The organism is Streptomyces sp. NPDC031379 (assembly GCF_055569615.1).
This window is the reverse complement of sequence record NZ_JBVIIT010000020.1, coordinates 152,797-165,542: the sequence shown is the minus strand read 5'-3', so window position 1 is coordinate 165,542 and position 12,746 is coordinate 152,797. Positions and strand designations below refer to the sequence as shown.

General features: G+C 72.2%; 13 protein-coding genes. 10 read left to right on the top strand and 3 right to left on the bottom strand.

The features are described from left to right. Positions 1 to 198: 198 nt before the first annotated feature. Positions 199 to 1,380, bottom strand: coding sequence for an ROK family transcriptional regulator (locus ACZ5CW_RS27460; protein ID WP_468605868.1), 1,182 nt, complete (start codon positions 1,378 to 1,380; stop codon positions 199 to 201). Positions 1,381 to 2,064: 684 nt separating this feature from the next. Here ACZ5CW_RS27460 and ACZ5CW_RS27455 point away from each other — a divergent pair. Beyond that, positions 2,065 to 2,481 carry an ATP-binding protein gene (locus ACZ5CW_RS27455; protein ID WP_468605866.1) on the top strand — a complete coding sequence of 139 codons (417 nt, stop codon included), beginning with the start codon at positions 2,065 to 2,067 and terminating at the stop codon, positions 2,479 to 2,481. 70 nt (positions 2,482 to 2,551) lie between these two features. Here ACZ5CW_RS27455 and ACZ5CW_RS27450 read toward each other — a convergent pair whose 3' ends face one another. After that, the gene (locus ACZ5CW_RS27450) at positions 2,552 to 2,950 is read right to left on the bottom strand and encodes a hypothetical protein (protein WP_468605864.1); all 399 of its coding nucleotides are present in this window, start codon (positions 2,948 to 2,950) and stop codon (positions 2,552 to 2,554) included. 60 nt (positions 2,951 to 3,010) lie between these two features. Further along, entirely contained in the window at positions 3,011 to 4,585 is a 1,575-nt protein-coding gene (locus tag ACZ5CW_RS27445) for a hypothetical protein (protein WP_468605862.1), read from the bottom strand. A gap of 302 nt (positions 4,586 to 4,887) precedes the next feature. Here ACZ5CW_RS27445 and ACZ5CW_RS27440 point away from each other — a divergent pair, with 302 nt between their 5' ends. From ACZ5CW_RS27440 to hypA, 9 genes are all read left to right on the top strand, one after another. Further along, entirely contained in the window at positions 4,888 to 5,466 is a 579-nt protein-coding gene (locus ACZ5CW_RS27440; RefSeq protein WP_468605860.1) for a hypothetical protein, read from the top strand. Positions 5,467 to 6,204: 738 nt separating this feature from the next. Further along, a complete protein-coding gene (locus tag ACZ5CW_RS27435) occupies positions 6,205 to 7,749 on the top strand; it encodes a hypothetical protein (RefSeq protein ID WP_468605858.1) in 1,545 nt (514 codons plus the stop codon). An 87-nt stretch (positions 7,750 to 7,836) separates the two neighbouring features. Further along, positions 7,837 to 8,925: an NADH-quinone oxidoreductase subunit B family protein gene (locus tag ACZ5CW_RS27430; protein WP_468605856.1), complete on the top strand. Its 1,089-nt coding sequence runs from the start codon at positions 7,837 to 7,839 to the stop codon at positions 8,923 to 8,925. Positions 8,926 to 8,986: 61 nt separating this feature from the next. Then, positions 8,987 to 10,780, top strand: a complete 1,794-nt coding sequence (locus ACZ5CW_RS27425) for a nickel-dependent hydrogenase large subunit (RefSeq protein ID WP_468605854.1) — start codon at positions 8,987 to 8,989, stop codon at positions 10,778 to 10,780. Then, a complete protein-coding gene (locus ACZ5CW_RS27420) occupies positions 10,773 to 11,339 on the top strand; it encodes a NifU family protein (protein ID WP_468605852.1) in 567 nt (188 codons plus the stop codon). The genes ACZ5CW_RS27425 and ACZ5CW_RS27420 overlap by 8 nt, the downstream gene beginning before the upstream one ends. Further along, on the top strand, positions 11,336 to 11,932 hold the full coding sequence (locus ACZ5CW_RS27415) for a DUF5947 family protein (protein WP_468605850.1): 597 nt from the start codon (positions 11,336 to 11,338) through the stop codon (positions 11,930 to 11,932). The genes ACZ5CW_RS27420 and ACZ5CW_RS27415 overlap by 4 nt, the downstream gene beginning before the upstream one ends. 21 nt (positions 11,933 to 11,953) lie before the next feature. Continuing rightward, the gene (locus ACZ5CW_RS27410; protein WP_468605848.1) at positions 11,954 to 12,160 is read left to right on the top strand and encodes a hypothetical protein; all 207 of its coding nucleotides are present in this window, start codon (positions 11,954 to 11,956) and stop codon (positions 12,158 to 12,160) included. 59 nt (positions 12,161 to 12,219) lie between these two features. Beyond that, complete coding sequence (locus ACZ5CW_RS27405) at positions 12,220 to 12,369, top strand: hypothetical protein (RefSeq protein WP_468605846.1); 150 nt, start codon at positions 12,220 to 12,222, stop codon at positions 12,367 to 12,369. Positions 12,370 to 12,377: 8 nt separating this feature from the next. Next, positions 12,378 to 12,734: a hydrogenase maturation nickel metallochaperone HypA gene (gene hypA / locus ACZ5CW_RS27400; protein WP_468605844.1), complete on the top strand. Its 357-nt coding sequence runs from the start codon at positions 12,378 to 12,380 to the stop codon at positions 12,732 to 12,734. Positions 12,735 to 12,746: the final 12 nt, after the last annotated feature.

Below are 12,746 nucleotides of genomic sequence, written 5' to 3'. Positions count from 1 at the left end.
CGCCGTGGCGTGGGAGGGCAGGGCAGGGCAGGGTCGAGCACCGTACGGGCAAGGCGCGGTGTTACACGAGTCAGTGGGCGTGGTGAGCGGAGGTCGCTTGCGCTGAACCGGGGCTTGCACGGGTGTAACAGGAGGGCCGATCGAGCCGGTCGGGGCTCGCACGGGTGGAACGGGACGGCCGCTCGAGCCGGCCGGGGCTTACGCGGGTGAGAAGAGGTGGTCGCTGATCAGCCGGGCCGCGCCGGTCACACCGGCGGTGGGGCCCAACTCCCCCAGGACGATGGGCAGGTTGCCGGTCGCCAGGGGCAGCGACTGGCGGTAGACCTGGGTGCGGATCGCGGCGAGCAGGGTGTGGCCGAGTCCGGTCACCCCACCGCCGATCACCACCAGGCCGGGATTGAAGAAGGACACGAGTCCGGCGATGACCTGGCCCACGCGGGTGCCGCCCTCGCGGATCAGCTCGAGTGCGGTGGCGTCGCCCGCCGCGGCAGCGGCGGCGACGTCTACGGCGGTGAGGGTGCCGTTCGCCGCCAGCCGGGCCGCGAGTTCGGTGGACAGGCCCTGCCCGGCCGCCTGGACCGCGTCCCGGGCCAGGGCCGCACCGCTGAAGTGGGCCTCCAGACAGCCCCGGTTGCCGCAGGCGCAGGGGCGGCCGTCGGGTACGGCCTGGATGTGGCCGATGTCCCCGGCGCTGCCGGTGGTACCGCGGTGGACCCGGCCGCCGACGACGATGCCGCAGCCGATTCCGGTGCCGATCTTGACGCACAGGAAGTCCGCCGTGGTCCGGGCGACTCCGGCATGCTGCTCCCCCATCGCCATCAGGTTCACGTCGTTGTCGACCATGACCGGGCAGCCGAGTTCCTGACTGAGGGCCTCCCTTACGGGGAAGCCGTCCCAGCCCGGCATGATCGGCGGAGCGACCGGTACGCCCTCGGGGAAGCGCACCGGTCCGGGCACGCCGATACCGGCGCCGTCGAAGCCCTCGGCCAGCCCGGTGGCCCTCAACTTCCCGGCCATGTCCAGGACTTGTTCGAAGACCGGGACCGGGCCCTCACGGACGTCCATCGGCTGGTTGAGATGGCCGAGGATCTCCAGTTCGGCGTTGGTGACGGCGACGTCGACCGAGGTCGCGCCGATGTCGACGCCGAGGAACCGCAACTCCGGGTTGAGCCGGACGTTGTGGGAGCGGCGGCCGCCGCGCGAGGCGGCGAGTCCGTCGGCCACCACCAGTCCCGTCTCCAGCAGGCGGTCCACCTCCACGGCCAGCTTGGACCGCGAGAGATCGACCTGATCGCCCAACTGGGCACGGGAGTTGGGGCCGCCGTCACGCAGCAGCTTCAGCAGCCGGGCCTGGTGCGCGTTCGCCGGTCGTGCCGTCATGCGTCTCACGTGCCCCTCCCCGCCAATTTCGGCCACCAGTGTCGGCTTTCGAAGGGAACGTAGCAGCGGCCGCCGAACCTGGGAAGAAGTCGTGCACGCATTACCGCAGACTTTTTCCACTGGCAGGACAAAGGTGCCGCTCGCAGGGCAAGGGAGCCGGCCCGACCGGCCGTTGGGGGAGCCGGCCGGCCTTGTGGACGTGCTCGCGGATCGTGCCCTCCTCGGTCGTCCCCGCTGCCGCCATGGTCCTCGCCGACGCCTCGTCGAGCGGGGAACGAGCCCCCCAGACGCGGTGCAGGTCCAGGCGCTCGAAGCCCAACCCCAGCAGGAGACGTACGGTTTCCAGGCCGTAGCCCACGCCCCAGGCGTCCGTACTCGGTGCGGGGGGTGTCCGTCGCTGCCGCGATCGAACGCGCCACGAGCTGAGCGACCTGCTCGCGCGAGCGGGGCTCGAACGAGAGATGCTCCGTCGCCTCCGGGCTGCCGTAGAGGGCGAACACCGCGTCGACGTCATCGATGGTCAGATCGCGCAGTTCCAGGCGTGCGCCGGACCGTTCGACCGGGTGCATGCCCCGGACTCTACCCACGCGGGGGTTCCGGCCGACGGCGGTTCCGTTGTCACCGGTGACCCTGGGTACCCGGACACGGTCAGGCCGGATCGGATCGGATCAGGAAGGTCTAGCGGTGGACGGATCGTCGCTCCGAGCAGTGGGCTGGGCGCGCTCACTGCCACTGAACAGCGAGTTGAAAGCGGCACGGGATTGGGCGCGCGAGCACCTGGAGTCCCTGGGGTGGACGACCAGCGCCCCCGAGACGGTGGACGCCGTCCTGCTGACCGTCTCAGAGCTGGTCACCAACGCGCATACCCACGCGCACAGCAACGCGCAGCTGATACTGACCTGGGACAACCGCTGCCTGCACATCGCCGTGCACGACAGCTCCAGCGAACTGCCGACGCCCCGCCCGCCCAGCACCGAACGCCTCGGCGGGCGGGGCATGCTGCTCGTCGACGCCCTGGCCGACGAGTGGGAGGCCCGGCCGTGCCCCCGCGGCAAGACCGTCACCGCCTGCTTCCGCCCGCCCCGGGACGAGAGCCCCTGACGAGCGGCGCGGCAGCGCACGCGGAAGGCCGGGCGCTCTCCGGCGAAGACGCGTCCGCGGCGCCGGCGGCTCAGTCGGCCGGACCCGCTCCGCGGCGCGTGGCCACCTCGTCGAAGACGCTCCAGCCGTCGATGTCCGCCGTCACGGGATCGTCGGGACGCCAGCCCCGGTTCAGGGCCGCATCGAGCAGGGCCCTGACCGTGCCCGGCTCGTGCAGGTTCACAGTCCTGGTGAGGTCCGTGCCGACGGCCCCGGACGGCATGAGGTACTCGCCCGGGACCAGTCTGCCGGGACCCCCCTCGAACACGATGCGAAGCCGCCCCCTCGCTTCGGACGGCCGGATGACGAGGGTCTCGCGGCAGACCTGGCGCGAGCCGTCGTCCAGGGGACGGTGGGCGTGCCTCAACGACCAGAGGAAGGTGTCCCCCTCGACCACGAGACGTCGTGCCTTCTTCTCGCTGCGTGCCATCCGCCGATGGTAACGAGACCCCGTCGACCGGTGGAACCGACGAGCGGGCCCGGCTGCCGCTCAGGAACCGGAGCCCAGGGTCTGGGTCGTGTAGGCGCACTCCGTGTAGAGGTAGCCGGACCGGAGCCTGGCGGTGTCCGAGGCCGGGGTGGCGGCGCTGGTGCGGTGCGACTTGTGCACGAAGTACGTGGTGCCGACCGGGAGGTCGATGGTGCGCTGCGGGTAGTTCTTGCCGCTGTCCTGGCACGGCTTGAAGCCGATGCGCAGGGTGCTGGCGAGCGAGTACGACGTGCAGCCGCCGCAGCCCTTGAGGGTGAAGCTGCCGGTGACCGGGCCGGTGTAGAGCACGGTGATGGCGTCCGGGCTGTCGTTCTTGACGGTGACGGAGATGCTGCCGCCGGAGGCGGTGGTGGGCAGCTTCTTGCCGGCCGCCGGGAGCGTCTGGGCGACCTCGGCGGCTATGGCGATCTTCTTGGCGCGTTCCCGGTTCCCGCTGTGCTTGTTGTCCGAGACGAACTGCTCCATGGTCTTCTGCGCCGCGTCGAAGTCGCCGTCCTCGTACTGGTCGACGCCGCATGCGTACTGCCCCGCGTCGCCACTCCTCTGCGCGCGTCCGGCGGCCTTGGTCAGCCCGCCGACCGTGTCGCCCGCCGACCTCGACAGGTCGCCGATCCGGGTGTTCAGGTCGCGCAACCGCTCGACGGCCGCGCAGGGTTCGTCCCCGCCGACGGCCTTCTGCGCCTTCTTCACCGCCGAGTCGACGGCGGGCCCCACCTTGGTCGCCGCTCCGGATCTCGGGAAGGTGTCCAGCAGGTCGCCGAAGCGCGTGACCCAGTCCGCCTCGCCGGTCCCGAGGCTCTGCGACCCGCACTCGTACAGCGAGGTCGCGAGCCGGTCGTCGGGCCACCGCGCCAGCGAACCGAGCTGCTCCCTGGGCATGGTGCGGGGCACCGAGCGCAGGTACTTGAGCGGTTGCACCGCCTCGCAGTAGTCCTGGTGGCCGTAGGCCGCGGCGACCGTCGCGTAGTAGGTCCGCAGACTGTCGGGGAGCCGGCGGGCCGCACGGGAGCCGGAGTGGTGCACCGCGAGGTCGCGGTAGGACTCCAGGGCCGTCCGGTAGTCCGCGGACGCGGCGGTGAACGACCGCCGGCCGGCCTTCGCGACCAGCTGGTCGGCCTTGTCCAGACGGTCCAGGAGCGCCTGCTCCACGGCTTCGTCGTGGGCGTCCTCGTACCAGAGCGCGCCACCGGCCGGTACGGCGAGCAGCAGCACGCCCAGCAGCGCCGCGAGGGGTGCGTTGCCCGGCCGGGTCAGCCGGGTGCGCAGGCCGAGGAGCCCGCCGTGGACGGCCGCCAGCAGCAGGAGGACGCCGTAGACCGCGACCGCGATCCCGGGCACGCCGTCGGCATCGGCGGGCAGCGCCACGAACAGCAGGACGCCGGTCGCCACCCAGCAGGCGGCCATCGGCAGCCGGCGCCGTACGAGCGCGTACCCGAGGCCCAGACCGCTCAGGTTCAGCAGCGCGACCGCGACGGCCCGCAGGGCGTCCGGCGGGGCGGGCGGTGGGCTCGACGGCATGGGCGGCAGCGGCGGCCCCGTGAATCCCTGGCTCGGACCGTACGGACCTCCGGACATGATGGCTCCCCCCACCGACCGCGCCCCCTTGACTGCGGACCCGCAGTTTACGGGCGCGCGGCCGCACCCGACAGAGGACCGAACACCGGTTCGTTCGTCGAGATTTGAACACGGACGAGCCATGCACGGCGCACGGGCGCGGGGGGGGGGCGGCCGGGACAGGCAAGGCGGGAGAGCCGGGCAGAGCGGCCAGGGCGGGCGGGGCGGACGATCGTGAACAAGCCGTCCTGTGCGAAGTCGCTCACCGGCGGCCGCCCCGGCTGGGACGATGGCAGGCACCGGCGAGGGGGAGGGAGGCGGCCGTGGGGTGGACGGATGAGGAGTTCGGGGAGTCCCACGAGGGCATCGTGGGGGCCGTGCTGGCCGACGGCAGCGAGCCGAAGCCCGCGTATGTCGACGGCGGCAGCGGTGCCACCCTGCACGAGACGTGTGAGTGGTGGGCGTACGACGGCAGGACGAACCGGCCGAGGGCGGACGCGGTCCGGGCCTCGTGCGCATGCGGATGGCGCGGCCCGAGCGTCCCGATCCCCTGGCCGGAGCTGGGTGAGGACGGCCTGGAGAAACTGGACGTCTCGGGTCCGCGCCAGGACTGGGCCGAGCACATCCGCGCGGTCGAGCGCAGGACGGTGCCGCTGCCGGACGAGCTGACCGGGCTGATGGACGACCTCGAGGACAGGCTCTTGGCGCTCGCCGACGACGCGCCGGCCGCCGCGCTGCGGGCCGTGGCCGCGCTGGACCGCCTGACCAGCCGTGTCGGCCGGGAGGCGGCCTGCATGATCGAGGAGGAGACCGACCGGCGGTGGGAAGGTCTCGGGCGTGCCCTGGGCATCGGAGCGGACAGGGCCCGTTCCCTGGTCACCCGCTACCTGCTGCACCACTGAGCCCGGGCTCCGGCCGACGACCGGAATCCCGTCGCACGGGAGGTGTGCGTTGCCGCCTCGACCTCGCGCGCCCCCCACGACCCGCACGAGGAGAGCGGCGGCCTTCTCCAGGGCTTGGTCCGGCACGCCCCCACGCCCGTCGCCGGGGCGGCTTCCGTCCCACCGGTCCTCCGATCCTCCGACTCCGGGCCCTCCGGTTCCCCGACTTCGGGTCCTCCGGTTCCCCGTCTCCGGGTCCTCCGGTTCCCTGTTCCTCCGGTTCCCCGACGCCGGATCCACCGGTCCCCCGGCCCAGCGGTCCCCCGACTCCGGGTCCTCCGGTTCCCCGACTCCGGGTCCTCCGGTTCCCCAGGCCCTAGGCCCCGGCCCCCGGCCTCCCGACTCCGGATCCCCCGGTCCCCCCGGCCCTGTGGTCCCCCGACCCCCGGTCCCCCGTTCTCCGACTCCGGTCCTCCGGTCCCTCGATCCCCCAATCTCCGCCTCCGGACCCCCGGTCCCCCGCCCACGGCCCCACAGCCGCCCGCTGCATGGGCCCGGGCCCGGGCCAGGACCGGGCAGTGAGCGCACGCCGTACGGACCGCGTCCGCCGGGCTGGAGCACGGGCCGGCAGGACCTCCCTCTCCCGCCCCGTTCCCCTGACCGGCGCAATGCCGATGCGCCGGAGGGGCGAGGGTCCGTGAGGGGTGTGACCGTGGTGGAAGGGATGCCCCGGTGCACCGATGGCGAGGAGGCGGCGGCATGGCGGACGGAGCCGGCGGGACAGGCACGGCGAGCGCTGCCGTGCTGGACGAGGCCGACGCGGCGCACGGGCCGCCCGAGGGCGGCTTCGCGCAGGTGAGTTCCGTCGCGGACGCCGTACTGTACGAGGGCTACCTGCTCTATCCGTATCGCCGGTCCTCGCCGAAGAACCGGGTCCGCTGGCAGTTCGGGGTGCTGCTGCCCCGGAACTGGGTGGAGCGGGACGAGCCGGTCACGCCCGGGATCTCCGGCTCGGCGGACTCGTGGTACCAGCGGACGGAGTGTCTGCTGCGCGTCCGGCGCGACGACGCGGTCGTACGCGTGCGGGTGCGGTACCTGCAGATGCAGGACAAGCAGGTGGAGGCGGCCGACGGGAGCGGGGGGCACCGCCCGGTCGAGTCCCTGCGGACGGACGACGGCGTCACCCATCTGTCGTTCGAGGAAGCGGTGCCGTGCGAGACCGAGCTGACGGTGCCACTGGCGGAATTGCTGCGGGGCGGACGTGCCTTCGCGGTCGGAGCGCCCGCCGGCACGGAGTACGCGCCCTTGCCGTCGGGGGCGGGGCGGACGGTACGGCGGCGCCGGGAGGTGCGGGCCGGCACGACCGTGACGGCCGAGCCGCTCGCACCGGACCTGTACCGACTGAGGGTGCGCACCGAGAACTCCGGGGACGCGGCGGACCCCACGGCACCTCGCGGTGAGGCGCTGCGGCAGGCACTGATCGCCACGCACACCCTGGTCGGCGGGGACGGCGTGGAGTTCGTGTCGCTGATCGATCCGCCCGCGGCGTACGCGGAGCAGGTGCGCGGCTGCCGCAACGCCTTCACGTTCCCCGTACTCGGCGGGGCCGCCCAGGAGAGCGGAACCGGCGGCGTCGTGCTCTCCGCCCCGATCATCCTCCCGGATCATCCGCAGGTGGCGCCGGAGAGCCCCGGCGACCTGCACGACGCGGCCGAGATCGACGAGATCCTGACGCTGCGCACGATGCTTCTGACCGACGAGGAGAAGGCCGAGGCGCGGGCCACCGATCCGCGGGCCGCGCAGATCCTCGACCGGGTGGACACCATGCCCCCGGAGGTGTTCGCCCGGCTGCACGGCACCATCCGCTCCCTGACCCCCGCGCGGACGCCGGCCGCGGAGCGGCCCGCCTGGTGGCAGGAGGGCGGTGACGACGGACTGTCGCCGGCGACCGACACGGTGCTCGTGGGCGGGGCGCGCGTCGGCGGCGGCAGCCGGGTCCGGCTGCGTCCGCGCGGCCGGGGCGCCGACGCCCAGGACATGTTCCTGGACGGGCGGACCGCACAGGTCGCCGCGGTCTTCCACGACGTGGACGGCAGCGTGCACCTGGCCGTCACCGTGGACGACGACCCCGCGGCCGAACTGCACGGCTGGTACGGCCGCTTCCACTACTTCCGGCCCGACGAGGTCGAACCGCTCGCAAGCGCGGTCGCGCCGGGTCCGGTCCAGCCACCCCGGCCGCAGTCCCCGCGGCCCGCCCGCCCGGCCGACCGGCCGGAGGAGGGACGGTTCGATGGACGCTGCTGAGGTGCCGGCGCACGACCACCGGAACGCGGCCCCGTCGGCCGCAGCCCACCACCGACTCCGAGACCGGCTGCAACGGAGGCCGCAGACATGACGACACAGAGCGGTACGACCGAGGTCCGCGGCGAGCCCAGCAGGGCCGAGGCGCGGAAGGGGTTCGACGAGATCCACATCCTCTGGATCTCGGAAGGCATGAGCTGTGACGGTGACACCGTCTCGCTGACCGCCGCGGACCAGCCCTCCATCGAGGACGTGGTGCTCGGCCTCATCCCGGGCCTGCCCAAGGTGAACCTCGTCAACAAGGTGCTGTCGCCGAGCCTGGGCGGCGAGGACTTCCTGGCGCCGTACCGGGCGGCCGCCCGTGGCGAGCTGAGCCCGTTCATCCTCGTCATCGAGGGTTCGATCCCGAACCAGAACATCATCGAGGGCGACGGCTACTGGACGTCGTTCGGCAACGACCCGGACACCGGTGAGCCGCAGCCCCTGAACTGGTGGATCGACCAACTCGCGCCGAAGGCCTGGGCGGTGGTGGCGGCCGGAACCTGCGCGACGTACGGCGGCATCCACGCGATGGCCGGCAACCCGACCGGCTGCATGGGGCTCGCGGACTATCTCGGCTGGGACTTCACGTCGCAGGCCGGGCTGCCCGTGGTCAACGTGCCCGGCTGTCCCATCCAGCCGGAGAACTTCATGGAGACCCTGATCTGGGTGCTCCAGCACGCGGCCGGAGCCGCTCCCGCGCCGCCCCTGGACCACATGCTGCGCCCGCAGTGGCTGTTCGGGAAGACCGTGCACGAGGGCTGCGACCGGGGCTCGTACTACGAGCAGGCCGACTTCGGCCTCGACTACAACTCGCCCAAGTGCCTGGTGAAGACCGGATGTTGGGGGCCGGTCGTGAACTGCAACGTGCCCAAGCGGGGCTGGATGGCCGGGATCGGCGGCTGCCCCAACGTGGGCGGCATCTGCATCGGCTGCACGATGCCCGGCTTCCCCGACGCGTTCATGCCGTTCATGGACGAGCCGCCCGGCGGCACGCTGTCGTCCATGGTCATCAAGCCGTACGGCGCCGTCATGCGCCGGCTGCGCGGGATGACCAACGACATGGTGAACCACGAACCGAAGTGGCGCCACAACAAGCGCAAGCTGACCAGCGGTTACGACCCGCGCTGGCGTGCGTGACGCCGTCCTTCCCGCCTCCCCGACAGACCGCTCGACCCGAACAGCGAGGGCACCACCGCACATGACCACCACAGAGTCCCGGACCGCGGGACGCAAGCCCGCCCAGATCGTCGACATGTCCTGGGATCCGATCACCCGGATCATCGGCAACCTGGGCATCTACACCAAGATCGACTTCGCCAACCAGGAAGTCGTCGAGTGCCACAGCACCTCGTCGCTCTTCCGCGGCTACTCGGTCTTCATGAAGGGCAAGGACCCGCGCGACGCCGGCTTCATCACCTCCCGCATCTGCGGGATCTGCGGCGACAACCACACCACCTGCTCCAACTACGCCCAGCAGATGGCCTACGGCGTCAAGCCACCGAAGCTGGCCGAGCACATCACCAACCTCGGTGAGGCCGCCGAGTACATGTTCGACCACACGATCTTCCAGGACAACCTGGTGTTCGTGGACTTCTGCGAGGCGATGGTCAAGGCGACCAACCCCGCCGTCCTGGCCCGCGCCGAACGCACCGCCGCGCCCCGGGGGGACATCCACGGCTACCGGACCATCGCCGACATCATGAAGGCCTTCAACCCCTTCGAGGGCGAGGTCTACAAGGAGGCGCTGAAGGTCAGCCGGGTCACCCGGGAGATGTTCTGCCTGATGGAGGGGCGGCACGTCCACCCGTCCACGCTGTACCCGGGAGGCGTCGGCACGATGCCGCAGCCGAACACCTTCACCGACTACCTCGCCCGGCTGATGCGCGTCATCGACTTCGTGAAGAAGGCGGTGGCGATGAACGACGACGTCTTCGACTTCTTCTACGAGGCCCTGCCGGGCTACGAGGAGGTCGGCAAGCGCCGCATCCTGCTGGGCTGCTGGGGCGCCTGGCAGAACCCGGACGTGGTCGACTACCGCTACGAGAACATGAACCGGTGGGGCAAGGCGATGTACGTCACCCCGGGCATCATCGTGGACGGCAAGCTGGTCACCAACGACCTCATCGACATCAACCTCGGCCTGCGCATCATGCTGGGCAGCTCCTTCTACGAGGACTGGGTCAACGAGCAGCCCTTCGTCACCCACGACCCGCTCGGCAACCCGGTCGACATGCGGCACCCGTGGAACCAGACGACCGTCCCGGTGCCGCAGAAGCGGGACTTCGACGGCAACTACAGCTGGGTGATGAGCCCGCGCTGGTACCACCCGGAGTCCGGCCAGCATCTGGCGCTGGACACCGGCGGCGGCCCGCTCGCCCGGCTGTGGTCGACCGCGCTGAGCGGCCTGGTCGACACGCCGTACGTGAAGGCCACCGGCAACAGCGTGCGCATCTCCCTGCCCAAAGGCGAGTCGCTGCCGGAGACCACGCTGGAGTGGCACATCCCGAAGTGGAGCAACACCATCGAGCGGGACCGTGCCCGCCCGTACTTCGTCGCCTATGCCGCTGCCATGGCCCTGCAGTTCCTGGAGGAGGCGATGGGCATGCTCCGCGACGGGGACACCAAGGTCTTCGAGAACTTCGAGGTGCCGGACGAGGCGATCGGCTGCGGCTTCCACGAGGCGGTGCGCGGTGTGCTCTCCCACCACCTGGTGATCCGGGACAAGAAGATCGCCAACTACCACCCGTACCCGCCCACCCCGTGGAACGCCAGCCCCCGCGACATCTACGGCACCCCCGGCCCGTACGAGGACGCCGTCCAGGGACAGCCGATCTTCGAGGAGAACGGGCCCGACGACTTCAAGGGCGTCGACATCATGCGCACCGTCCGCAGCTTCGACCCGTGTCTGCCGTGCGGGGTCCACATGTACATGGGCAAGGGCAAGACACTGACCACGGTGCACTCGCCGACGTACGGAGCGAGCCATGGCTGACACCGCCGTACGGCTCCCGGACCCGGCCGTGGAGGCACGGCTCGCCCGGCTCGACACGGTGCTGGCCGAGCTGGAGCCGGTCCGCGGCCCGGCGCTGGAGGCGGTGACCCTGCTGACCGAGGTCTACGGCGAGGCGCTCGCCCGGGTACTGGACGGCACCGACGCGCCGCAGCGGGAACGCCTCGTCGAGGACGAGCTGCTCGGGCACCTGCTGGTGCTGCACGCCATCCATCCCGAGCCCGCGGAGCGGCGGGCCGCCCGTGCGGTCGAGCGGCTGCGGCCCGCGGTGCGCGAACGCGGCGGCGATCTGGCGTGGGCGGGCGTGGACGGGCAGGTGGGCCGGGTGCGGCTGAGCACGGGCGGCGGCTGCGGCGGCGGATGCGGCGGCGGCACCGCCGACGTCGTCGAGGCGGTGCGGGCCGCGGTGCTGGCCGCCGCGCCGGAGCTGACGGCGGTGGAGACGGTGTCGGGCGCCGACGAACGACGGGCGGCTCCGGCGTTCGTGCCCCTGACCACGCTCACGCGCCGGGCCGCGCCGCGGCCGCAGGAGGCACGGTGACCGTGGACGGAGCGCTGGCCCGGGTGATCCGCTCGGCCGCCGACCGGGCGGCGGCGGCCGAGGCCGAACGCTGCGAGCTGTGCGCCGCCCACGTGCCGGGCGACCACCCGCACCTGTACGAGACCGGGGCCGCGGAGGTGCGGTGCGTGTGCGGGCCGTGCTCGGTGCTGTTCGCCGAGGACGGGGCGGGCCGGGGCCGGTACCGGCTCGTGCCCCGGCGCCGGGTGCGGCTGCCGTCCGTGGACACCGGGGTGCTGGGCGTGCCGGTGGGACTGGTGTTCTTCGTGCCGCACGACGACGGCACGGTCACCGCACAGGGCCCGAGTCCGGCCGGGGCGATGCGGTGGGAGGTGGACGCGGCGGCCTGGCAGCGGCTGACCACCACGTTTCCGCAGCTCGCCGGCATGGCACCCGGGGTGGAGGCGCTGCTGGTGAACACCGTGCGCGGCCTCGACGAACACTGGATCGTGCCGGTCGACGACTGCTACCGGATGGTCGCCCTGGTCCGCCGCGAGTGGCGGGGCCTGTCCGGTGGCGGTCGGGTGTGGCCGGCCGTGGAACGGTTCTTCGCGCAGCTCACCGAGCGGTCGTGAGGACCTGGAAGGAGATCGATCATGGGCACCATCCGAGTGGGCCGCCCCCAGGCGAGGCCCGACACCCCCGCGCACGTACGCGGGCTGCACCAGGGCAACAGGGGCCCGCACCACCATCAGACCGGATTCCATGAGGACGGCACCTCCGACGCCCGTCGCTCCACCGGGATCCACTGGAAGCGGCACGACGCCCTGCTGGACGCCATGCCGAACATCTCACCGGGATGAGAGGGCAAAGAGTGACCGCGATGAAGCGCTGCCGAACAAAGAGCACGGCGAGGTCGGCGTTGTCCGGACGTCAGGTGCTGATCGCACAGGCCGGCCTGGTGGGCGGTCTGCTGCTGGCTCTGTTCGTCAAGGAACTGCCCGGCATGGTCCGCGAGGTGAGGATCTACCGGATGACCGGTGGCCTCCGCGCGAACCGCCGCTACCCCTGAGGGCCGCCGTGCACGAACTGTCGATCGCGACCGCGATCGTGGAACAGGCGCAGGAGATCGCCCGCTCGGACGGCGCGGACGGTGTGTCGTCGGTGACCGTCCGGGTCGGCGAGCTGGCCGGCGTCGTGCCCGACGCGCTGCACTTCGCCTTCGAGGTGGCGCGCGACGGCACGGCGCTCGCCGGGGCGCGGCTGGTCGTGGAGCAGGTCACCGCGCGGGCCTGGTGCGGTGGGTGTGCCGAGGAGTTCACGGTCGGCATGCCGCCGTTCTTCTGGTGCCCGCGCTGCGACCGGCCCTCGCAGGAGCTGCGCAGCGGACGGGAGTTGGAGATCACGGGGGTCGAGCCGGTCCCGGCCCCGACCTGAGTCGGGGCCGGG

Coding starts and splice junctions, on each gene's coding strand:
- ACZ5CW_RS27460 (WP_468605868.1), bottom strand. CDS start 1,380: ATGACGGCACGACCGGCGAACGCGCACCAGGCCCGGCTGCTGAAGCTG.
- ACZ5CW_RS27450 (WP_468605864.1), bottom strand. CDS start 2,950: ATGGCACGCAGCGAGAAGAAGGCACGACGTCTCGTGGTCGAGGGGGAC.
- ACZ5CW_RS27445 (WP_468605862.1), bottom strand. CDS start 4,585: ATGTCCGGAGGTCCGTACGGTCCGAGCCAGGGATTCACGGGGCCGCCG.
- ACZ5CW_RS27435 (WP_468605858.1), top strand. CDS start 6,205: ATGGCGGACGGAGCCGGCGGGACAGGCACGGCGAGCGCTGCCGTGCTG.
- ACZ5CW_RS27430 (WP_468605856.1), top strand. CDS start 7,837: ATGACGACACAGAGCGGTACGACCGAGGTCCGCGGCGAGCCCAGCAGG.
- ACZ5CW_RS27425 (WP_468605854.1), top strand. CDS start 8,987: ATGACCACCACAGAGTCCCGGACCGCGGGACGCAAGCCCGCCCAGATC.
- ACZ5CW_RS27420 (WP_468605852.1), top strand. CDS start 10,773: ATGGCTGACACCGCCGTACGGCTCCCGGACCCGGCCGTGGAGGCACGG.
- ACZ5CW_RS27410 (WP_468605848.1), top strand. CDS start 11,954: ATGGGCACCATCCGAGTGGGCCGCCCCCAGGCGAGGCCCGACACCCCC.